This is a genomic window from Kitasatospora sp. NPDC091276, from assembly GCF_040684355.1.
Classification (GTDB): Bacteria; Actinomycetota; Actinomycetes; order Streptomycetales; family Streptomycetaceae; genus Kitasatospora.
Map to the genome: position 1 here is coordinate 1 of NZ_JBFBFU010000055.1, position 22080 is coordinate 22080.

Here is a 22080-nt window from a genome sequence, read left to right on the forward strand (position 1 = left end):
GCCCAGATGATCAAGGCCGGGTACCGCGTCCGGCCGCTTGAGGAAGCAACCGGTCTGCGCCCCGCACCCTGGCCGTGGATGCCTATCAGCATGCCAGGGCGGAAGACGATGCCCTGATTGGGCGCCCCGCTCAAACCGGAGCCTCCAAGCTCACGCGACGAGCGCGTAGCTGGTGAGCTGTACGTGTTTCGGCAGGCCAGGGGTTAGGTCTACGTCCGTATACTTAGTCCAGGCCGTGAAGTTGGCGACCAGCGCGGCGGCCGCGGCGGCGGGCTCGCCGTTCAGTGCGAGCCAGGCGAGGTAGGCCTGGCAGCCGGCCAGTGGTGGCCGGGTGGCGAGTTCGTCCGGGCCGAGGCCGCAGGCGGCGGCGAGGCCGGGCAGGGTGCGCAGCGCGGCGCTCTCGCCCCGGCGAGGGCGGCGAACCAGGCGCTCACCGGAAGGTCGGCGCTGCGGGTGGCGAGCAGCAGCAGGCTGCGCCGGTCGGAGGCGATGATCCGGTGCTGCTGGGCGGCGAGTTCGGCCAGGGCCGGGCGGGGCGCCGTGTCGTCGGCGAGCTACGTGACGAGTGCCGGGGCGGCGTCGCCGGGCGCCAACTCGGCGCGCAGGTCGCGGATCTGGTCGAGGATCGGGTGGTTCACCGGTGCCTCCGTGGTGCGGTTCGGTCCCGGTGCCATTCCTACCGCCTGGCGGGGCCCGGTCGGTGGCGACAGGCCGGGGCGGGTCCCGGGTTGCCCCCGGCCCCGCGGGTGCGGGGCCGGGGGCGGGCGGTGCGGTCGGTGGCTCAGGACCCGGCGCAGGCGCTGGTCACGTCGCCGGCGGCGTCGGTGATCGCTCCGATGTCGGGCATCTTGCCCTTGGAGACGTTGTCCTGGGCGCTGGAGACGGCCTTGTTCAGCTTGTCGGTGGCCTTGTCGAGCTTGTCCCCGCTGTTGTGGTCGCGGAGCTTCTTGATGTCGTCGCCGACCTTCTTCAGGGCGTCGGCGGTGTGTTTGCGGCGATCCTGGTCGGTGAGTTGGCCGACGTTGATGGCCGATGAGGCGAGGTCCTGGATGTCGCCGGTGATGCTGACGGCCTGTTTGCCGCAGTCGAGTGCCTGGTCGACGTCCTTGCACGCGCTGAGCAGTGGAGCGGTGGCGAGCAGCGCGAGTGCGGCGGCGGCCAGTCGGTACGGTTTCCTTGTCATGTCTGTATCCCTCCCGCCGGCAACAACGCCTGATCGCCCGCTCGTGGTTCCGCCCGATCGGGTGAATCATGGGTGAACCTTTACTGTCGGCCAGGAAAGGGAGTTGATGGAACATCAGATTCCGGACTCGACTTCGCCGACTTCACGTCAGGGGCGCTGCCCATGACGTGAAGTCGGCCGGGACTGCTACCGGTTGGCCGGTCCGGAGAGGTCGCGCACCAGTCCGGCGAGGGCCGGGGTGTCGACCCCGTGTGCGGCGGCGGCCCGCAGGACGGCGCCGCCGATGGCGTCGAGTTCGATCGGACGGCCTGCCTCCACGTCGCGCTGCATCGAGGACTTCATCGACCCGGGCACCCGGTCGAAGGCGGCGAGCAGTGCCTGTGCGTCCGCCGGGGCGCCCGCCGCGCCGGAGACGGCCGCGATCTCGTCGAGGACGGTGAGCAGTTCGGGCCGGTGCTCGGTGCGCACGACGCCGACCTCGCTGCGGTGGCGGGTGGTGAGCAGCGCGAACGGGGCGAGGAAGGAGAGCTTGCTCCAGAGCATCGCGGTCTCGTCCTCGCGAAGCGTGACATCGAGGCCGGTGCGCCGCAGCTGCTCGGCCAAGTCCGCTGCCGGTCCGGCCAGTTCGAGCACGGCGAAGGGGCTGGTGTGCTCGATCCGCCCGGGCGCGGTCCGAGTGGCCTCGACCCGGATCGTGCCGGCCGCGACCTGCCCGGCCGGGTAGCGCTCGCGCAGCGCCGCGACGTGGTCGAGTCCGTTGAGCAGCGGCACCACGACGGCGGAGCCGAGGGCCTGCGGCGGCATCCGGTCGAGAGCGTCGGCCAGCGCCGTCTCCTTGACGGTCACGAACGCGGCGTCGACCGGCTCGCGCAGTTCGGTGGCGGCTTCGACCCGGGCGGTGAACTCGCCGAACTGCCCGCTGTGGACGTGCAGTCCGTCCCGGTTGAGGACGGCGGTGGTCTCCTCGCCGGCCAGGCAGATCACCCGGTGCCCGGCGCGCGCGAGCAGTCCGCCGATCAGGCCGCCGACGCCGCCCGGCCCGAGGACGGCGATGGTCAAGGGTGTGGTCAAGGGGGTGGTCGCGGAGGTGGTGGTCATGTCGACTCCTGGTGAGGGGGTGAGGGGTGGGATTCCGGGGAGGAGAGGGAGACGAGGCCGAAGGTGAACGGCGGTTCGTGGCGCGGCTTCCGCCCGCCGGCCGGGGTCCAGCGCACGGGGGTGTTTCGGCTGAGGTGCAGCGTGTCGTACCGGACGTTGCCGTGGGCGGGATCGGGGACGGGCAGGCCCCCGGCGCGCAGCGCCTCGACCACCTCGTGGGCCGGCCGAAGACGTCGACGCAGTGGAGGCCGAAGCGCAGTCCGGGCAGCGGCGCGGGCAGGCGGACGCCGTGGCCGGGCAGCAGGTCGATGGTCACCCGTTCATGATCCCTCGTCGGATGGGTGGCGCGGGGCCCGGGGGCGGGTGAGGCTCAGCTCGCGGGCGTACCGAGGCGGTGGCCCGAGCCGCGTCCTGCCGTCGGGCGTCGCGGTCGGTGAGCGGCGGCACCGACTCGTCGGGCGGGAGGGGCCGGCGGGCCCAGAACCCACCGTGCCGGTCAGCCGGCCGTCAGACCGTTCAGCGCGTCGGTGACCTGACGGGCGAGGGCGGGCGGCAGTGCGGCGTAGCCCGACTGCGTCGCGGCCGGCTGGCCGGCGGCGCTCACCGCGTGGGAGAGCAGACCGGCCAGTGCCTGGGTCGGGCGGTTGCCGCGGTTGTCCGGTGCGTTGGTGTCACAGAACACCGCGTAGCCGACCTGGACGAGCGGGTACGCGCCGGAGCCGGGGTTCGCGTAGTCGACGTCGACCGTCAGGCCGGCGCCCGTGCCGGTGACCTTGGCGCCGACCAGGGCGGCGGTGGTGGCCTCGGTGGTGGCGGCCACCGGGCCGGAGCCGGCGGACAGTCTCGCGGCCCGCAGCCCGTCGGCGTCCTTGAGCGGGAGGAAGGCGATCGCGCCGGACTTGCCGGTCACCGTCTGGCGGACGGCGCCGAGATCGCCGACCGCCAGACCGCCCGTCGCCTGGGCGGGCCAGGAGCGGGCGGCCGTCGGGTACGGCCAGGCGGCGGACGCGGCCTTGGCGAGGTAGCGGGTGAAGCCGAGCGTGATCGGCGATTCGGCCGACAGGTGGACCGCGGTGATGGCCGAGTCGGGCAGCACCCGGCCGGGGTTGAGCGTCGCGATCGCGGGATCCCGCCAGTTGGTGATCTGGCCGTTGAAGATCCGGGCCACCGTCGGGGCGTCCAGTACCAGCGAGTCGAGCCCGGGGACGTTGTAGACGACCGCGATCGGCAGGGCGGCGAGCGGGAGTTGGGCGGGCCGGGCGGCCGTGCACCGCTTGCCGAGGCCGGTGGCCTCGTCGCCCAGGGGCGCGTCGTCGAGGGTGACGGCGTCGACCTGGCCGGCGACGAACTGCTGGTCGGCGGTGCCGCCCAGGTCGGCGGTGGCCACGTTCGCGGTGGGGCACGCCTGGTGGTAGTCGGCCGCCCAACGGCTCATGACGGTCTTCAACGGCCCGTCTCCGCCCACGACGGCGCGGGCCGAGGGGCAGTCGGGCGGGCCGGACCGGCCTGACTGACCGGGAGCGGACGGCGCCGAGACGGCCGGGGGCAGGGCACCGGCACCGCCGCTGTCCTTCTCCTGCTGCCGCAGCAGGACGGCCGCGCCGCCGGCCGCGGCCAGCGCGACGGCGACCGCGACGACGAGCGCGGCCGTCCGGCGGCGTGGCCGGGGGACGGCGGGGTCGGTCGGCGCCGGTACGACGGCGGGCCCGGCGGGCGGGGGGAGGGCGGGTGCGAGGGGTGCCGAGCGGACGTCCGGCTCGGTCGGAACGGGCGGCACGGCGGGCCGCTCCCACACGGTCGCGGGCAGGGTGTCGGGCGCGGCCGGGGGAGGCTCCACGCCCGCGACGGACCACGTCAGCAACGTCTCCAGGGTGGGCCGTCGGGTCGGCTCCTTGGCGAGGCAGGCCGTGACCATGGGGAGCAGTTCCGCCGCCAGCCCGGCGAGGTCCGGCTCCTCGTAGACGACCCGGAAGCCCACCGCGTGCGAGGAGTCCGCGCCGAACGGACCGCGCCCGGTGCCCGCGAAGGCCAGCACCGAACCGAGCGCGAACACGTCGGTGGCCGGGCTGGTGTCGCCGCGCCGGAACTGCTCCGGCGCCATGAACGGCGGTGTGCCGACGGCGACGCCGGTGCTGGTGAGCTGGGTGCCGTCCAGGGCGCGGGCGATGCCGAAGTCGATCACGCGGGGGCCGTCCTCGGCGAGCAGGACGTTGCCGGGCTTGAGGTCCCGGTGCACCAGCCCGGCACGATGGATGTCCCGCAGCGCCTCCGCGAGGCCCGTCGCCAGCCGCCGTACCTCCGGCGGGCTCAACGGGCCCTGCCGGGCGACCCGTTCGGCCAGCGAAGGGCCCGGGACGTACAGGGTGGCCAGCCAGGGCGACGGGGCGTCGGGGTCCGCGTCGACGACGGGTGCGGTGAACGCCCCGCTCACCCGGCGGGCGGCCTCGACCTCGTGTCGGAACCGGGCGCGGAACTCTTCGTCCCCGGCGAGCTCGGGGCGGATCACCTTGAGTGCCACCTGCCGCCCGGACAGCGACCGCGCGCGGTACACGACGCCCATCCCGCCCGCGCCGATCCGGCCCTCCAGCCGGTACCCGCCGATCTCGCGCGGATCGTTCTCCAGCAAGGTCACGTGACCCCCGTCCTCAGACACCCGTCCCCCGTCCCCCGGTCAAACGGGAGCCAGCCTAGTACCGCACCGTCGGGCGCCGTGACGGTGGCTCGGGTCGGTCGACCGCGACGGTGCCGGGGTGGGACGGGACCGCGACGGCGCCGGGATGGGACCGGACCGCGACGGTGCCGGGATGGGACCGGACCGCGACGGTGCCGGGATGGGACCGGACCGCGACGGTGCCGGGATGGGACCGGACCGCGATGGCCTCGACCCGACGTACGCGTCCTGGGTCCGGAGGTAGGACCACCTGCGGGGTTCGGTTTTCCGAACCCCGAATTGGGGGGCCAGCCCAATCGATCGTGCGGCCGTTCATGCCCAGGATGGAGGGCATGAACGGGATGACGACAGCCGCCGCGGCGGCGAGCGGCGAGGCGGCGGGCGCGGTCCTGACCGGGGACGGGCTGCACCGGGAGTACGGGCGGGGCACGGCCGCCGTCCGGGCGTTGCGGGGGGTGTCCGTGGCCTTCGCGCCGGGGACGTTCACGGCGGTGATGGGGCCCTCGGGTTCCGGCAAGACGACGCTGCTGCACTGCCTCGCCGGGATGGACCGCCCCACCCGGGGCACCGTCCGCTGGGGCGGGACGGAGGTGTCCCGGCTGCCCGAACAGAGGCTCGCGCAGCTGCGCCGCACCAGGGTGGGGTTCGTGTTCCAGGCGTTCAACCTGATGCCCGCGATGACCGTCGCGCAGAACGTCGAGCTTCCCGGGCGGCTCGCGGGGGCGCGGCCGGACGGGGCGCAGGTGCGGGAGGCGCTCGCCAGGGTCGGCCTGTCAGGGCGGGAGCGGCACCGGCCCGGGCAGCTGTCCGGCGGCCAGCAGCAGCGGGTGGCGATCGCCCGGGCGCTGGTCGCGCGGCCGGCCGTGCTGTTCGCGGACGAGCCGACCGGTGCGCTCGACCGGGCGACCGGGCACGACGTCCTCGACCTGCTGCGGTCCGGTGTGGACGCGGACGGGCGGACGTGTGTGATGGTCACCCACGACCCGGTGGCCGCCGGCTACGCGGACCGGGTGCTGCTGCTGGCCGACGGGCTGCTGGTGGACGAGCTCGACCGGCCGACCGCCGCACAGGTCGGCGAGCGGTTGAGCCGGCTGGGCGGGGGAGCGCGATGAGCCCCGTCCTCTCCCTGGCGGCCGGTCAGATCCGGCGCCGACCGGCCGCCTTCGCCGGGCTGGCGGTGGCGCTGTTCCTGGCGGTGGGGACGGTGACGCTGTTCGGCTCGCTGGTCGCCGCCCAGGCCACGGCCTCCGCCGCGGTGGCCCGCCGGGCGGTGGCCGGGCCGGGCCTGCTGCTGATCGCGGGGGCGTTCGGTGAGATCGCTGTCCTGGTCGCGCTGTTCGTCGTGGTCAACGCGCTCGGCTTCACCCTCCGCCAGCAGCACCGCGACCTCGCCCTGCTGCGGACGGTCGCCGCGACACCCCGTCAGGTGCGTCGGCTGGTGCGGGCCCAGGTCGCGGCGACCGTCCTGCTGACAGCCGTGCCCGGCGGCGCGGCGGGCACCCTCGCCGCCCGGGGCTTCCTCGCCGCGCTCCAACGGCGCGGGCTGGCCGCGCCCGGCTTGCGGATTCCCGGGACGCCGGTGCCGATGCTGGTCGCACTGGCGGTGGCGCTGCTGGTCGGCCTGGCCGCCACCGCCCTCGCCGCCCGACGGATCACCCGGCTCACCCCGGCCGCCGCGCTGACCGCCGACACCTCGGGCCAGCGGCGCACGGGCGTGCTACGGGTGCTGGCCGGGCTGGCCGTCCTGGCGGGCGGGGTGCTGCTGCTGCGGCTCGCCGCCACCAGAGGGGCCGGTGAACTGGACAAGGCGGGGCAGGCGGCGATGCTCGGCTCGCTGGTGCTGCTGGTCGCCCTCGCCCTGCTCGGGCCGCTCGCCGCACGGGCCGTGGCCGCCGTGCTCGGCGCGCCGGTACGGGTGCTGGCCCCCGGGGCGGGCTGGCTCGCCGACGCCAACCTGCGCGGCTACGCGGCCCGGCTCTCCTCGGCCGTGGTGCCGGTCGCGCTCCTGGTCGGGCTGTCGGGCACCATGTTGATCATGACGAGCACCGCCGAGCACGTGGTCCGTACGACCGGCGCCGCGACCAGCGTCACCAAGGCGACGGACGTCTGGCTCCGCGAGGCGGAACTGGGGATGCTGGTCTGCTTCGCGGCCGTCTCCACCGTCAACACGCTGGTCGCCCTGACGGCCGACCGGTGGCGCGAGTTCGCGCTACTGCGCCTGGTCGGCGCGACCAGGCGGCAACTGTTGCGGATGCTGTCCGTCGAAGCGGCCCTCACCACGGCGGTCGGCGTGCTGCTGGGTGCGGCGGTGGCGGCCGTCGCCACGGGGGCGTTCGCCCGGGCGGTGACGGGGGCGGTGCTGCCGGTGGTGCCCGGCGCCGCGTGCGGCTGGGTGGTGGCGGGCGCGGCGGCGCTGACGGTACCGGGAATCCTGGGCGCCGGCCTGCGGGCGATCCGGGGGAGCGCGGTCGAGGCGGTCGGCGGTGAGCAGGGGTGAGCGGCGGTGAGCAGGGGTGAGTGAGGGGTGACCGGGCCCTTCGCCAGGTGTGGTGGGGCCGGGTCGAAGCCGCCTGGGTGTGTCGTCGAAGCGGTGAGTGGCGAGTGGTGAGTGCGGTGAGCGTGGTGAGTGGGAGTGGTGAGGTGGACGGTGGCTGAGCGTCGGCGGTATCTGTCGGTGTGCGGTGGCGAGTTGGCCTTCGCGCTGCTCGGGTTGCCGATCGGCGTGCTCGGCGGGGTCTACGCCGTGGCCGTGCTCTATGCCGGGGCGTTGCTCTCGCTCACCGTGCTCGGGCTGCCGTTCGTGGTGGCCGCCCTGGCCGGGGCGCGCGGGCTGGGCGGGCTGCACCGGCGACTGGTCGGGCGGCTGCTCGGCGAGCGGGTGCCGGCCCCGGGCGCGCTGCCCCTCCCGTCCGGGGCGATCGCCCGGGGCCGGGCGGTGCTGACCGACCCGGTGGCCTGGCGGGCGCTGCTCTACCTGCTGCTGCGGCTGCCACTGGGGGTGCTCGGCTTCCTGGTCGCGGTCGGACTGCCGCTCAGCTGCGTCTGGTTGGTGGGCTTCCCGCTGTGGGTGCGGCTGCTGGAGCCGGGGCGCAGACCGGTCGGCTGGCTGGACGTGGCCGGGGCCCCGGCCGGGCTCGCCGTACTGGCGGCGGTGCCGGCGGCGCTGCGGGCGGTGAGCGCGGCCAATCGGGGCCTCGCCCGGCTGCTGCTCGGCCCGGTGCGGTCGCAGGAGCGGGTGCGCGAGCTGGAGACCGCCCGGGCCACCCTGCTCGCCGAGAACACCGACCGGTTGCGCCGCCTCGAACGCGATCTGCACGACGGGACGCAGGCGCAACTGGTCGCGCTCGCCATCACCCTCTCGTTGGCCGACGACGCCCTCGGTGCGGTCACCGGTGAGGCCGTTGGCGAGGCCGTTGGTGAGGCCGTTGGCGACGCCCAGCCCGGGCTGCCCGGCCCGCCCGGGCCGCCCGGTGCTCCGGACGCCGAGCGCCTGCGCACCCTGGTCGACCGGGCCCGTCGGCAGACCGACGACACCATCGCGGAGCTGCGCCGGCTCACCCGGGGCATCCACCCGGTGGCGCTGGACGGCGGCCTCGCCCAGGCGCTGCCCGGGCTCACCGCCACCGCGCCGGTGCCGGTCACGGTACGGCTGGACCTGAGGGAGCGGCCGGACGCGGCGATCGAGCAGGCCGTCTACTTCTGCGCGGCCGAGTTGCTGACCAACGTCGCCAAGCACAGCGGCGCGGCGGCGGCGGAGCTCGCGGCGAGCGCCGCCGACGGGCGGGTGCGGCTGACGGTGCGCGACGACGGCCGCGGGGGCGCCGCCCCGGGCGGGGGCTCCGGCTCGGGTTCGGGCTCGGGCCTGGCGGGCCTGGCCGAACGGCTCGCGGCGGTGGACGGGGTGCTGCGGGTGGACAGCCCGCCGGGCGGGCCGACGACGGTCACCGCCGAACTGCCGAGCCGCCTGTGACGGGTGGCCGCGGCGCGGCCGTCCACGAAACCGCTGCTCCCGGCTCAGCCGCCGGTCTCGGCGAGGTAGGTGAGGACGGCTTTGACGCGCCGGTTGTCGGCTTCGGCCGCCGGCAGGTCGAACTTGGCGAAGACGGCGGCGACGTGCTTCTCCACCGCCCGCTCCGAGACCACGAGCAGCCCGGCGATCGAACGGTTGGAGTGGCCCTGCGCCATCAGCTCCAGTACCTCCCGTTCGCGCGGGGTGAGCGCGTCGACACGGTTTCGCCGCCCGCCGTGCATCAGGCCGTTGACGATCTCCGGGTCGAGCGCCGTGCCGCCGGCCGCCACCCGGTGCAGCGCGTCCACGAACTCCGAGGTGCGGGCGACGCGTTCCTTGAGCAGATAGCCGACGCCGGCGGCGCCACCTGCGAGCAGCCGGGCCGCCCAGGCGGGCTCGGCGTGCTGGGAGAAGACCAGGATGCCGACCCCGGGCGAGGTGGAGCGGAGCTCGACGGCGGCGCGGATGCCCTCGTCGGTGTGGCTGGGCGGCATCCGGATGTCGACCACGGCCACATCGGGCCGGTGCTCGTCGACGGCGGCGATCAGTTCGGGGGCCGTCCCGGCGGTGGCGACCACGGCGCACCCGCGCGCGGTGAGGAGTTCGACCATGCCGTCCCGGAGGATCACCGAGTCCTCGGCGAGGACGACGCGGAGCTGCTTCTCGATCATGTCGCCATTATCGGCGGTGGCCGGTCCGCCGCCGGTCGGCGCCCGGCCGCCCGGGGCCGGCTGTCGGCCGGCTCCGCCGTCCAACTCGCCGACCGTGCCGTGCGGCTCCTCCTCGCCCTGCCCGGCGGCTCGCTGCGCGGGGCGTCGGTCCCTTTGTCAGAACAGTATTGACGGTACGTCAGTGTTCGCCCCCCTGCTGTCCGCGCCAGGCATGGACGCCGGGGGCGACCTCGACCACCTCGAACGGGTAGGCGTCCCGGACGAGTTTGAGCAGGGCGCGCTGCTCGTCCAGCCAGCCGGGGGCGGGGGACAGGACGACCCGGAGGGTGACGCCGGAGTCCTCGGCGTCGGAGACGGTCACCCGGAGACCGCCGGGTCGCCCCGGCTCGATCCGCAGCTCCGGGCCGTGCTCCTCGTCCAGCCAGCGCACCGCCTCGCGCCGCGCCAGCCGTTCCAGGGCGGCTTCCCACTGGTGGAGTTGACGTTCCGTCACCAGCGTGACGAACTGCCCGCGGGCCGAGTCGGCGGTGACGGTGATCTCGCAGTCCAGCCAGTCGTGGCCGAGCAGGGAGCCCGGTGCGTGCCGCCCCAGCACCCGCACCCGTACGCTCCGCCCGCCGGTGCGCCCCTCGTGCCCGGTGGCGTCGTCGGTGCCGGGGCGGTCCGTCAGTCTGATCAACTCGTTCTGGTGCGAAGCGACTTCACGCACTGGGTACTCCCGGTCACTGCGAATCCAAGGGCTGACATCCTCGCGCAGGTGTTCGTCCGGTGCCAGTCCGTGGGAGGGGTTCGTCTCCGGCGCGCCGACGGCCCGCCCGACCGCGGAGGTCGGACGGGCCGGGTGGGGCGGTGGCCGGCTGGCGGTCAGAGCTGCTCAGGGCTGGTCGGCCTGGTCGGGACCGGCCGGGACCGGCCGGGACCGGCCGGGACTGGTCGGGACTGGTCGGGACTGGTCGGGGCCGGCGCGGGTCGACGGGAGTCCGTCGGCGCCCGTCAGTGCCCGTCAGTGCCCGTCAGTGTCCGGCGGCGCCGGTCACCGCTGGTCGGCGTGGCCGGTCAGGACGGTGGTGAAGATCGGCTCGCCGTTCTGGTGGCCGGTGACGGTGGTGGTGAGGGCGTCCGGGTCGTCACCGGGGGTGTGCCGGGCGGTGATCGTGGTGGCGGCGTCGTGCTCGGCGTACCGGTGGTAGGTGGTCGCCGCGGAGGCGGGGATGACGGTGGCCGGTGAGACGAGCGCGTTGGTGGCCTGGCGGGCGGCCTCCAGCAGGACCATGCCGGGAATGTGGTCGTTGGCGTGGTCGAAGAGGATCGGGTGCCAGAGGTCGGGGGTGAGGTGCCAGGTCCCGGGTGCGTCGGCCGGGGTCAGGACGACGTCGCAGGGGCGGATCCGGCCCACTCGGCCCGGGGCCAGCGGCTCGCCGGAGACGGCGGGCGCCGGGCCGGCCTCGCGGAGTGCCCCGCGCAGCCGCCGGTAGGTGGAGTCCGGCACGGTGGTGAACCGGGCGTGTCCGGTGGCGGCGAGGTGGGCGCCGCGTCGGATGACGGTGCTGAGGGTGAAGTCGATGGTGGTGCCGGTCCGGCGCGGCTGTGGGACGAGTCTGGCCTCGATGGTGAGGTCGGTGGGCGTCGCGCCGATGAGCAGTTGGCGGGGGCGGGTGGTGTAGTCGAGGTTCCACATCATGAACTTGTGGTCGAGCGGGACGCCGAACCGGGTGTGCGCGAGGTAGAGCCCGGCTTGGCGGATCGTTTCAGCGGCCTGGATCGGGTCGTGCCGGGTTCCGTCGGGGGTGGTGAAGAAGGTGTGGGCGCGCGGCCACTGCGCGGTGACGGCGAAGGTCGTCTCGTTCAGCTGCTCGCTGCCGGTGAGGAAGACCTCGGCGTGACAGGCCCGGTGGACGTACTCCTTGGCAACGGTGCTGGTCAGGCGCGGTGCCGGTCCGGTCGGCACGGCCGGTCCGGCGGTGCGGCCGGGGGTGGTGCCGTGGTCCGCGCCGGCGGCGCGGGAGATGGCGGGGGCGCGGTAGGCAAGCAGGGTCATGGGAGCGCTCCGGAAGGCCGTGGCGGGCGGGGTGGGCTGCTCAGGGCTCGTAAGATACGTACCTTCCGGTTTGGTTTTCAAGGAGCCCGAACGAAGGTTCGTTGGCGGTCGAGCGTGGTCGGGTGGTCGCTCCAGGTGTCGCGCGATGGCCGTCCGGGTGGCCCGAACCTGGGGCGGATGCCGCCTGGCCTGCAAAGGAATCCCCAAGAGTGGGGTGACAGGTGCATTATCACGGCGGGCTGTTTTCGGTGGGATGCGGCCGGAAGTGGGGAGCCGGATTCCGGCTCTGTCGGCCGGAGGAGGGGCGGCGGTCGCTTTCCCGCCCTGTACCGTCCACGCGGTTTTCCTTCACTCGAAGGCGGGTGCATGCGGCCTGGGGGCGAGGGATCGCCGGTTGACCGGCGGGTAAGATACAGGGTGTTTGGTTTTGTTTGCCGAGGGTTTCGGGCGGGGTGGTTGCGGTGGTGCGGCAGGAGCGGGCGATCCGGACGCGTCGGCTGATCCTGGAGGCGGCGGCCTCGGTCTTCGACGAGCACGGGTACGAGGGGGCGACGATCGGTGAGGTGGTCGCCCGTGCGGGCGTGACCCGGGGTGCGGTGTACTTCCACTTCGCGTCGAAGCGGGAGCTCGCGCAGGGCGTCGTGGAGGAGCAGTTCGGTCGGGACGAGATCCCCGAACGGCATTGCAAGCTCCAGGAGTTCGTCGACCTGGGGATGGTCATCGCCCATCTCATGCCGGGTGACCCGCTGTTGAGCGCGGGCGCGCGGCTCTCGCTCGGCCAGGACGTGTTCGGCGACCTCAGTGGCGGTGCCACGCCCGGGTGGATCGCCCGGCTGGAGGCGGTGCTGACGGCGGCCGGTGAGCGGGGTGAGCTGCTGCCGCACGTGCTGCCGGCCGAGACGGCGTGGCTGATGACGGGCGCCTGGACGGGCGTGCAGATCCAGTCCCAGAAGATGTCCGGCCGGGCGGATCTGGAGCGCCGGGTGGCCGTGCTGTACCGGCACGTGATGCCGAGCATCGCGGTCCCCGGGGTGCTGGCCACGCTGGATCTGGGCTCGGACCGGGGTGGGCGGGTGGTGGCCGAGCTGGCGGCGGCCCGTGCTGGTGGCGCCTGACGGCTTGCGCCCGGGGCTGGCGCGGCGGCACTTGCGGCGGCGGTCGGTCCGGTCGGTCGCCGCGGTCCGGAGTTCGATGGTCCGTTCAAAAACAAACAGCTCGTTCGGTTTTGTATTGACAAACCGTCCGTCCTGTTTTTGGATGAGCACCTGGTGCTCGGCTGTGCGGTAGCCGCAGCGCCGGCCGGCCGGTGGCCGTCGGGGTCGCCGATCCGTCTGGATTGGGGTGGACGTCATGGAGATCCGGGTGTTGGGGGCCTTGGGGGTCCAGGTGTGCGGGGTGTCGGTGGTGCCCTCGGCGCCGAAACCACGGCAAGTGCTCGCCCTGCTGGCCCTGCGCGCCGACCAGGTCATCTCGGCGGGCGTCCTCGCGGAGGAACTGTGGTCCGGCCAACCGCCACGCAGCGCGCGCACCACCGTCCAGACCTACGTCCTCCAACTGCGCGACCTCATCGACCGGGCGCTCGCCCGCCGCGATGACGCCGGAGGAGCGTGCGGAGCCAAGGACGTCCTGGTGACCTCGCCCGGCGGCTACCGGCTCGACAGCGGCGGCGGACTGGTCGACCTCCAGGAGTTCGACCGCCTCGCGGGCCTCGGCTACCGGGCCATGGACGGCGGCGACTTCCCGCTCGCCGCCCGCCAGTTGGGCGAGGCGCTCGGCCTGTGGCGCGGTCCGGCGTTCGCCGACGTCCCGCTCGGCGGTCAACTCGCCGTCGAGGCCAAGCGGTTGGAGGAGACCCGGCTCTGCGCGCTGGACCAGCGGATCGAGGCCGACCTGCGGCTGGGCCGCCACCGCGTCCTGCTCGCCGAACTCACCGTCCTGGTCGACCGCTACCGCACCCACGAGAGCCTGCACGGCCAGTACATGATCGCCCTGCACCGCTCCGGCCGACGGGGCGAGGCCCTGGAGGCCTACCAGCGCCTGCGCAACACCCTGGTACGGGAGTTGGGCATGGAACCCTCGGCCGGACTGCGACGGCTCCAGCGCTCCATCCTGCTCGCCAACCCCGATCGCCCCGAGCCCGACCGTGCCGCCGGCCCAGCCGCCTCCGCCGGCCCCGCCGCCCCCGCCGACCAGACTCCGCCTCGCACCACCCGGCTCACCCGCGTCGGCTGAGCCCTCCACGGAGACGCCCCGCCGGATCGCCGACTAAGACCCCAGGTCCGGCCGAGGGTGGCCGGTCAGGCCCAGGTAGTGGCCGAGTCGGGCGGCCGCGTCGAGCATGGCCAGGCCCTGGGCGGTGAGCCTGCGCTGCCAGCCGTCGAGGGCGTCGGCCAGGGAGGCCGTGCCGCCGGCCGTCCGCACCTGTCGGACCACGGTGGCGATGTGGTCCAGCGGGTAGCCGCCGCGCCGGAGCAGGTGGGCGAGTTCGGCGTCGCGGATGTCGTCGGCGCGGAAGACGCGGTGCCCGGTGGCCTGGTCCCGGGCGGGGGTGAGGATGCCCGCGCCCTCCCAGTTGCGCACGGTCGCCGGGGTGACGCCGAGCCGGTGGGCGAGTTCGCCGATGCTCAGGACGGCGCCGTCCACCGCGGGCTCCGCCGATGGGCCCGCCTCAAGATCCGTCTCAAGGTCCGCTGCAAGGTCCGCCGAGAGATCCCGCGCCGCGTCGGGTCGCGCCGTCAGGTGGTGCACGGCCTCCCGCACCGCGTCCAGGGTGTCCCGGTCGCGGAGCAGTTGGCCGTGGCCGCGGTCGATGGCCGTCAGGGCGTCGTCGAGCCCGCCCCGGTGGAGTGCGGTCATGATCCGGCCGCCGGCCGCGTGGCCGTACGCCGCGACCAGGGAGCGGTAGGCGTCGAGCGCGGCCGCGTGCACCTCGGTGTAGATGCGGTAGCCGCTGGCGGTGCGTCCGGCGGGCGGGAGGAAGCCGTCCCGCTCGTAGTTGCGCACGGCCTGGGTCGAGAGGCCGTGCCCGCGGGCGAGGTCGGAGGGGCGCATGGTGGTCACCGGTTTGAGACTTCAGCGGAGGATCGGGCGGTCGGGGCGGGAAAAGTCTCAACCGTTCTTTCAAGGATACGCTTGAGGGTCATGAGTCAGGACTTGCGAGACCTCGTCCCTTCGCCATGCGGACTGCTGGCGCTCGGTGAACCCACCCACCGGGAACCGGCCTTCGCGCGGATCCGCAACGAGCTGTTCGCCCGACTGGTCGACCGGGGATTCCGGTCGATCGCCCTCGAAACCGACCGGGTGGCCGCGCTCACCGTGAACGACTTCGTCCAGGAGGGGGTGGGCACCCTCGACTCGGTGATGGGCGAGGGCTTCTCCCACGGCTTCGGAGAGCTGGACGGCAACCGGCGGCTGGTCGCCTGGATGCGCGACTACAACCGGAGCCGGCCGCCGGCGGACCGTCTGGCCTTCCACGGCTTCGACGCGCAGACGGAGAACACCAGCGCACCCAGCCCGCGGCGCTACCTCGAACACGCCCGCGACTACCTCGGGCTCGACCTCGACCTCGCCGGCCTGATCGGCGAGGACCAGCGCTGGAGCCGCCCCGAGGCGGTCCTGGATCCGGAGATGTCGCCCGGCGCCTCCGCCGAGGCGGAGAAGCTGCGGACGGTCGCCGACGACCTGCTCACCCTGCTGTACGCGCGGGCCCCGGAACTGGTCGCGGCGACCTCGCGCGCCGAGTGGCTCAGGGCCAGGACGCACCTCACCGCCGGCCTCGGCCTGCTCCGCTACCACCGGCAGTCGGCCGAGCGCCTGGAGCCGGGCGCCCGGCTGTCCGGCCTCCTCGGCACCCGGGACGTGCTCATGGCCCAGAACCTCCTCGACATCCGCGGCGGCGAGGCCCGCCGAGGGGGGACCCTGGTCTTCGCCCACAACCTCCACCTGCAGCGGCAGCCGAGCGCCATGCGGCTGGCGGACCTGGACCTGACCTGGAGCGGCGTCGGCGCGATCCTGAACTCCCTGGACGAGCCGTACACCTTCGTCCCCGGCAGCCTGGGCCGCAGCGAGGCCGTCGGGCTCCAGGAGCCCGAGCCGGACACCCACGAGGGCGCGCTCCAGCGAGGGGCCGCCACCTGGGGACTGGTCGAGCCCGGTACGGCCGCCGGTGGCCGGACACGCACCGACACCACGCCGGAGCAGGGCTACTTCCCGCTCGACCGGGCGGTCCTCGACGGGGCCGACGCGATCCTGCACATCGGCGACGGGACCGCCGCCGCCGCGCTCTGACGGCGGCCTGCGGAGGACGGACCCCCGGCAGCGTCAGGTGCGGGCCCCCGGGCCCGGATAGGACGTCCGCAAGTGGCCCAGGAGCGCGGCCGTGGGCGGCGCGGTGGGGCGGCCGGTCGGCCAGGCCAGCGCGATCCGCACCAGCGGGACGGGGTCGGTGAGCGGCCGGATCCGCAGCCCGGCGGCGGGCGGCGGATCCGGCAGCACGGCCACGCCCAGCCCGTGCGCGGCGAGTTCGGCCAGCTGCGGCGGGGCGGCCGCCTCGACCGCGACCGGGGAGCGTGCCCCGGCCGCGGCCAGGGCCTGCTCCAGTGCCGTCCGCAGGCCGGTGCCGCGCGGGGTGCTCACCAGGGCGTGCCCGGCCAGTGCGGCGACCGGCAGGGGGCCGTCCGGTCCGCCGGCCAGCGGGTGGTGCCCGGTGAAGGCGGCGACCAGCGGGGCTTCCAGCACGGTGTGCAGGGCGAGCCCGGCCAGCGTCCGCCAGCCGTCGTCGTCGTCCCGTCCGCTCGCGGTGGTGGGCAGGCCGATCACGGCGAGGTCCAACCGCCCCTCGCGCAGGGCGCCGAGCATCCGCGCGGTACCGTCCTCGGCCAGCGAGAGGTCGATGCCCGGGTGGTCGCGGCGGAACGCGGCGAGCGTGGTGGCGAGTCCGGGAAGGCCGTCCGCCCCGGCCGGCGGGACAGGACCCAGGGCCGCCCCGGAAACCAGCCCGAGCCGGACGTGCCCGCGCCGCAGTCCGCCGAAGTCCTGCGCCGTCTGCCGCGCCGCCGCGGCGGAGGCGAGCGCCGCCCGCGCGTGCGGGAGCACCGCCTCGCCGACCGGGGTGAGCCGGACGCCGCGCCCGCCGCGGTCCAGCAGCCGGTGGCCCAACTCCTTCTCCAGCTGCCGGATCTGGGCGCTGACCCCGGGCTGGGTGAGGTGCAGCAGCTCGGCGGCGCGGGTGAAGCTGCCCTGCTGGGCCACGGTGACGAAGTACTGGAGCTGCCGGAGTTCCATAACTTCTGATGATAGGTGGAAGAACTCCCCGGTCTTGGACGTCCGGAGGGTCCCGGCCGCAGGCTGGAGGCATGGGAACCGTGCAGCACGACCAGGCCGTCGACTGGGTCCGCGAGCAGATCGCGGCCGAACGCCGGGAACTCGCCGAGGTGTTCACCACCTTCTCCCGGGAGCAGTGGAACTCCCCTTCGCTGTGCGCAGGTTGGCGCGTTCGAGAGGTCGCCGCCCACATGAGCACCGGCTTCCGCCACTCCACCGCCCGCAGTCTCGCGGACCTCATGCGGGCCGGCGGCTCCCTCCACCGGATGACCGACCGGGTGGCGCGCCGCGACGCCGCCGCCCTCACCGACCGCCAACTCGCCGCCGCTCTCGCCGACCACGCCGAACACCCCTGGCGCCCCCCGGTCGGCGGCCGGATCGCCGCCCTCGCCCACGACGTCGTGCACGGCCTCGACATCACCACCGCGCTCGGCCTGCCCTCGCGCCTACCGTTGCCTCGGGTCACCGCCCTGCTCGCCACCGTCTCCCGGCGCAGTCTGCGCTTCTTCGGCGCCCGACTCGACGGCGTCCACCTGCGGGCCGCCGACACCGCCTGGGCGTACGGCGAGGGCCCGGCCGTGGTGGAGGGCCGGGCCGAACACCTCCTGCTGCTCACCTACGGGCGCCGGCTGCCGCCCGGCCTCCTCACCGGCCCGGGCGCGGGGCGGTTCACCCTGGACGGGTAGCGGGCGCGTCCGCTCTCGCGTGCCCGGCCGTCGGCGGGAGCGCCGTGCGGGTGCCGGAGCAGATCACCGGGCTGACCCACGGCCCCGGCCCTCGCCCGGGCCCCGGCCCCGGCCACGGCCACGGCCACGGCCACGGTCCCGCCCCGGCCCCGGTGGCCGAGGGTCGCCCCCGCGGTTCGCTCCCCGCGGCGCAGTCGGGCGCGCGCGGGGGCGCGCAGGGGTGACTAGGATCGGAATCGCCCATTCCGGATAGGCGGTGAGACGGGAAGCAAGGTCTCCGATGGCCCCGAGGTCCGAGCAGTGGCCGCCGTACGTGCGGTTCGCGCCGTGGTTGCTGATCGTCGCCGGGCTCGTCTGGAACTCCCTGGATCCCGCCGATTACTGGGGCGACCCGCTCCTCGCGGCCGCCGCCGTGCTGACCGGCGCCCTGCTGACCTTGCGGGACACCCTCGCGGTGGGCGTCGCCAATGTGACCGGCATCCTCGTGCTTGCCGTGCGGGACGGCTCGATCGGCACCCAGGACGGCTACCTGGAGCTGGTGAACACGGCCTTCGCCGCGCTGCTCGGCGTCTGGGTCAACCGCGTCGTCGCCCGGCACGGGGAGCGGCTGGCACAGGTGCGGTCGGTGGCCGAGGCCGCCCAGCGGGCGGTGCTGCCCGAGCCGCCCGCGCGAGTGGGCCGGCTGTCGGTCGCCGCCTGCTACCGGGCGGCGCAGACCGAGGCGCTGATCGGCGGCGACGCGTACGCGCTGCAGGCGACCCCGTACGGCGTACGGGTGCTGATCGCGGACGTGCGGGGCAAGGGGCTGCAGGCGGTCGGCGCGGTGTCGGTGCTGCTCGGCGCGTTCCGGGAGGACGCCCACCGGGCGCCGGACCTCGCGGCGCTGGCCGACGGGCTGGAGCGGGCGCTGACCCGGGAGAGCACGCTGCTGGCCGAGGAGGTGCGGCTGGAGGGGTTCATCACGGCGCTGCTGGTCGAGTTCCCGCCGGGTGAGGACGTCGTGCGCACGCTCGACTGCGGGCACCCGGGACCGTACCTGCTGGGCGGCCCGGAGGCGGTGCGCCGGCTGGACGCCGCCGACCCGGGGCTGCCGCTCGGGATGGGCTCGCTGGGCGTGGCCCGGCCGGCGCCGGAGACCCGGCCGTTCCCGCCGGGGTGCACGCTGCTGCTGGTGACCGACGGGGTGACGGAGGCCCGGGACGCGGCCGGGGAGTTCTACGATCCGCTGCCCGCCCTCGGCCCGCTCGGCCCGTTCGACGGCCCCCAGGAGGCCGTCGACGCGCTGGTGGCGGACGTGGAGCGGTGGACGGGCGGGCCGCGGGACGACGACATGGCGGTGCTGGCGGTGACCTGCCGGGAGGCGGACTGAGCGGCGGGGCCCGGCCCGGCCCGTTCGGCGGCGCGGGTGCTTCTTCCCACGGCCTCCCGCGACGCGGCTGATATCACGATCAGATGACGGACAGTCAGTGTTTCGCATGATCCAGCCAAGTTGAGTGACGGCGTCCGGTGGCCGGAATGCGAATGCCCGCATAGCGGACGGCGAATTGGACGTGCGGGGCCCGCGGTGCGCCGGGTGGCTGCGCGAGTGGTCCGCCCCAGGTCGGCGGCCTGCGCGGACGTCCCGGCGGGAGCGTGCTCGGTCGTATGGGGTCCGTAAGGGCGGGTCGCGGGAGTGGCGCGATCCGGCCGACCCGTGGTTCGTCCGGAAACGGACGCGATGCTTGCCCAGTAGCGAAGTGGTGACCGAAAGTCGCACTGATGAACGAGACGCCAAGCCCCCGCCGCGACCGCCTGCTCGGCCACCGCGACTTCCGACTCCTGCTCACCGGAGCCGCGACGGCCCAGACGGGCAGCCAGGTGACCCTGGTCGCACTCCCGTTGGTGGCGGTGGTGGTGCTCGATGCCACACCCTTCGAGGTCGGCCTGCTGACCGCCGCCGAGACCGCCGCGTTCCTGCTGGTCGGCCTGCCGGCCGGCGCCTGGCTGGACCGGATGCGCAAGCTCCCGGTGCTGATCCGCGCCGACGTGGTGCGCTGCCTCGCCGTCGGGTCGATCCCGCCGGCCGCCGCGCTCGGCGTGCTGACCATGGCCCAGCTCTACCTGGTGGCGCTGGTCACCGGGGTGGCGACGGTCTTCTTCGACGTCGCCCACCAGTCCTTCCTGCCGTCCGTCCTGCCGCGCGAGCAACTGGTCGGGGGCAACGGCGCGATCGAGACGGTCCGCTCCTCGGCGCAGATCGTCGGGCCCGGGCTCGGCGGCGGCCTGGTCCAACTGCTCGGCGCGTCGCTCGCCATCGTGGCCGACGCCGTCGGCTACCTCGCCTCCGCCCTGCTGCTCGCCCGGATCCGGGTCGAGGAGCCCCGACCGGAGCCGGCGCCCGGACGGTCGCTGCGCGCCGAGGTCGCCGAGGGCGTGCGCTTCGTGCTCAAGCACCCGCTGCTGCGCGCGATCGCCGCCGCGACCGCCGTGTCCAACCTGTTCGCCGCCGTGCTGGCGGCCGTGCAGACGGTGTTCTGGGTGCGGGTGCTCGACCTCGCGCCGGGCGCCATCGGCCTGCTGCTGTCGGCCTCCGCCGTCGGCGGCCTGGCCGGGGCGCTGTGCGCGGGGCGGCTGGCGGCGTGGCTCGGCCAGGCCCGGCTGATCTGGCTCGCCACCGTGGTGACGGCGCCGTTCGCGCTGCTGTGGCCGCTGTCCGGCCGGGGCGCGGGCGTGGTGCTGTTCGGGATCGCCTCGGCGGTGGTGCTGTTCGGCGCGGTGGCCTACAACGTCGCCCAGGTGAGCTTCCGGCAGAGCCTGTGCCCGCCGGAGCTGCTCGGCCGGATGAACGCCACCATGCGCTTCCTGGTCTGGGGCACGCTGCCGATCGGCGCGCTCGTCGGCGGCACCGTCGCCGACGCGGCCGGACCGCGCGCCGCGCTGTGGCTGTGTGCGGCGGGCTTCCTGCTCGTCCCGGTGCCGCTGCTGCTGTCGCCGCTGCGCCGGCTGCGGGACCTCCCGGCGGACACCGCCGCCACGGCCGGGGAGGAGCCCGTCGCGAGCCCCGCCGCCTGACGCACCCGGCCGCCCGACGAGCCCCGCCGCCTGACGTCCGAACCGAACCGAAACCGGAAACCGGAGACCGTTCCGTGCACGCCAGCATCACCGCCGCCTACCTCGCCCGGTACCGTTCCGCCGCCGCCGACTCCCCGATGGACCTGCTCCCGCTCACCGGCGCCCAGCGGCGCTTTCTGATCACCCGCAGGCTCGCGCCGCAGGGCCGGCCCGACGTCGTCCCGCTGTTCCACGCCTACCCGGGCGGCACCCTCGACCTGCCCCGGCTGGCCCGCGCCGCCGTCGCCACCGCCGCCCGGCACCCGGCGCTGTGCGGCGGCTTCGGGACGGTGCGCGGCACGCCCGTCCTGCGGGTCGGCGCCCCCTCGGCCGAGGCCGCCCGGATCGCCGTCCCGCCCGGCGGCACCGCCCGCTCCGCCCTGCGCGAGGCCCTGCTGGACTGGCCCGCCGACGGGCCCGCGCTGCGCCTGCTGGTGGCCCGGGAGCCGGACGGCGGGGAGGAACTGCTCGCCCTCGCGGTGGATCACGCCGCCTGCGACGAGCAGTCGCTCGGCATCCTCACCGCCGACCTCACCGACGCCTACGCCCGGGACGACCACGCCCAGGAGGCCGTCGCCGCCCCCGACCAGGACGCCCTGGCGGCCTACCGGGAGGCCGTCGAACGGCAACTGGCAGCCGAGGACGCCGCCGGCGGCCCCGCCGCACAGGCCCACTGGGGCCGCAGGCTCGGCGGCGTCACCGGGACGGGCGGGGGAGCGGCCGGCTCCACCGGCATGCTCAGCCACCGGCTGCCCGCCGCCGAGGGGGCCGCCCGCACCGCTGTCTTCCCCGCCCTGTTGGACGCCACCGCGGCCGCCGCCCACCGGCTGCACCGGACCGACGGGCAGCTCGCCCTCGGCTACCCGTGGGGCGGCCGCCCGCCGGGCGCGCCCGCCGCGCTCGGCTGTTTCCTCAACACCCTGGTGCACCCCGCCGCACCCGGCGCGGCCGCCGCCCTGGAGGACCTCGCCGACGCCTGGTGGGACGATCTCGACCACGCCGACACCCCGTTCGACGAGGTGGTCCGGGCCGCCCGCACCGCCGGCGCCCCGTGGACGGGCGCCCTGGACGGCATGCTCACCCTGGAGGACCTGCACCGCCGCCCGCCGCTGGTGTTCGGCGGCGTGCCCGGCCGGGAGACCCACCTGGCCGGGCGGCCGCTCGCCGCGCCGTTCGCGGTCGCCGCCTCGCACGGCGACGACCTGCTGGTGCGCCTCGCCTGGGACCGCGAGCGGTTCCCCGAGGACGCCGCCACCGCCGCCTTCGACGACCTGCTCGCCACGTTGCGCCGCCACCTGCGGGCGGCCTGACC

At 75.2% G+C, this 22080-nt stretch carries 18 protein-coding genes; 10 read left to right on the plus strand and 8 right to left on the minus strand.

The genetic code is table 11. From position 1 onward, the window contains the following. Positions 1–781: 781 nt before the first annotated feature. The 3 genes from AB0O19_RS36865 to AB0O19_RS36875 form a co-directional block, all read right to left on the minus strand. Complete coding sequence (locus AB0O19_RS36865; RefSeq protein WP_363625977.1) at positions 782–1183, minus strand: hypothetical protein; 402 nt, start codon at positions 1181–1183, stop codon at positions 782–784. 186 nt (positions 1184–1369) lie between these two features. Then, positions 1370–2281, minus strand: a complete 912-nt coding sequence (locus AB0O19_RS36870) for a 2-dehydropantoate 2-reductase (protein WP_363625979.1) — start codon at positions 2279–2281, stop codon at positions 1370–1372. A 496-nt stretch (positions 2282–2777) separates the two neighbouring features. Beyond that, entirely contained in the window at positions 2778–4913 is a 2136-nt protein-coding gene (locus AB0O19_RS36875) for a serine/threonine-protein kinase (RefSeq protein ID WP_363625981.1), read from the minus strand. 380 nt (positions 4914–5293) lie between these two features. On the opposite strand from AB0O19_RS36875, the gene AB0O19_RS36880 reads away from it, so the two are divergent. The 3 genes from AB0O19_RS36880 to AB0O19_RS36890 all read left to right on the plus strand — a co-directional run bounded on the left by AB0O19_RS36880 (position 5294) and on the right by AB0O19_RS36890 (position 8922). Beyond that, a complete protein-coding gene (locus AB0O19_RS36880) occupies positions 5294–6064 on the plus strand; it encodes an ABC transporter ATP-binding protein (RefSeq protein WP_363626021.1) in 771 nt (256 codons plus the stop codon). Further along, entirely contained in the window at positions 6061–7449 is a 1389-nt protein-coding gene (locus AB0O19_RS36885; RefSeq protein WP_363625983.1) for an FtsX-like permease family protein, read from the plus strand. The genes AB0O19_RS36880 and AB0O19_RS36885 overlap by 4 nt, the downstream gene beginning before the upstream one ends. A 150-nt stretch (positions 7450–7599) precedes the next feature. Then, positions 7600–8922, plus strand: coding sequence for a sensor domain-containing protein (locus tag AB0O19_RS36890; RefSeq protein WP_363625985.1), 1323 nt, complete (start codon positions 7600–7602; stop codon positions 8920–8922). Positions 8923–8966: 44 nt separating this feature from the next. On the opposite strand, the gene AB0O19_RS36895 is transcribed toward AB0O19_RS36890, so the two are convergent. From AB0O19_RS36895 to AB0O19_RS36905, 3 genes are all read right to left on the minus strand, one after another. Next, entirely contained in the window at positions 8967–9632 is a 666-nt protein-coding gene (locus tag AB0O19_RS36895; RefSeq protein ID WP_363625987.1) for a response regulator transcription factor, read from the minus strand. A 178-nt stretch (positions 9633–9810) separates the two neighbouring features. Then, entirely contained in the window at positions 9811–10341 is a 531-nt protein-coding gene (locus tag AB0O19_RS36900; RefSeq protein WP_363625989.1) for a DUF5959 family protein, read from the minus strand. 324 nt (positions 10342–10665) lie between these two features. Then, positions 10666–11670, minus strand: a complete 1005-nt coding sequence (locus AB0O19_RS36905; RefSeq protein WP_363625991.1) for a ScbA/BarX family gamma-butyrolactone biosynthesis protein — start codon at positions 11668–11670, stop codon at positions 10666–10668. A gap of 461 nt (positions 11671–12131) precedes the next feature. On the opposite strand from AB0O19_RS36905, the gene AB0O19_RS36910 reads away from it, so the two are divergent. Next, positions 12132–12785, plus strand: coding sequence for a ScbR family autoregulator-binding transcription factor (locus AB0O19_RS36910; RefSeq protein WP_363625993.1), 654 nt, complete (start codon positions 12132–12134; stop codon positions 12783–12785). 235 nt (positions 12786–13020) lie between these two features. Continuing rightward, a complete protein-coding gene (locus AB0O19_RS36915; RefSeq protein ID WP_363625995.1) occupies positions 13021–13902 on the plus strand; it encodes an AfsR/SARP family transcriptional regulator in 882 nt (293 codons plus the stop codon). A gap of 33 nt (positions 13903–13935) precedes the next feature. Here AB0O19_RS36915 and AB0O19_RS36920 read toward each other — a convergent pair whose 3' ends face one another. Further along, positions 13936–14721, minus strand: a complete 786-nt coding sequence (locus tag AB0O19_RS36920) for a TioE family transcriptional regulator (protein ID WP_363626023.1) — start codon at positions 14719–14721, stop codon at positions 13936–13938. A 90-nt stretch (positions 14722–14811) separates the two neighbouring features. Between AB0O19_RS36920 and AB0O19_RS36925 the strand changes: the two genes are divergently transcribed. Beyond that, positions 14812–15957: an erythromycin esterase family protein gene (locus AB0O19_RS36925; RefSeq protein WP_363625997.1), complete on the plus strand. Its 1146-nt coding sequence runs from the start codon at positions 14812–14814 to the stop codon at positions 15955–15957. Between the two features lie 33 nt (positions 15958–15990). On the opposite strand, the gene AB0O19_RS36930 is transcribed toward AB0O19_RS36925, so the two are convergent. After that, the gene (locus tag AB0O19_RS36930) at positions 15991–16953 is read right to left on the minus strand and encodes a LysR family transcriptional regulator (RefSeq protein ID WP_363625999.1); all 963 of its coding nucleotides are present in this window, start codon (positions 16951–16953) and stop codon (positions 15991–15993) included. 71 nt (positions 16954–17024) lie between these two features. Here AB0O19_RS36930 and AB0O19_RS36935 point away from each other — a divergent pair, with 71 nt between their 5' ends. The 4 genes from AB0O19_RS36935 (at position 17025) to AB0O19_RS36950 (ending at position 22078) form a co-directional block, all read left to right on the plus strand. After that, on the plus strand, positions 17025–17678 hold the full coding sequence (locus tag AB0O19_RS36935) for a maleylpyruvate isomerase family mycothiol-dependent enzyme (RefSeq protein ID WP_363626001.1): 654 nt from the start codon (positions 17025–17027) through the stop codon (positions 17676–17678). 280 nt (positions 17679–17958) lie between these two features. Beyond that, positions 17959–19047 carry a PP2C family protein-serine/threonine phosphatase gene (locus AB0O19_RS36940; RefSeq protein ID WP_363626003.1) on the plus strand — a complete coding sequence of 363 codons (1089 nt, stop codon included), beginning with the start codon at positions 17959–17961 and terminating at the stop codon, positions 19045–19047. Between the two features lie 389 nt (positions 19048–19436). Beyond that, positions 19437–20729, plus strand: a complete 1293-nt coding sequence (locus AB0O19_RS36945; protein WP_363626005.1) for an MFS transporter — start codon at positions 19437–19439, stop codon at positions 20727–20729. A gap of 74 nt (positions 20730–20803) precedes the next feature. Continuing rightward, the gene (locus AB0O19_RS36950) at positions 20804–22078 is read left to right on the plus strand and encodes a non-ribosomal peptide synthetase (protein WP_363626007.1); all 1275 of its coding nucleotides are present in this window, start codon (positions 20804–20806) and stop codon (positions 22076–22078) included. Positions 22079–22080: the final 2 nt, after the last annotated feature.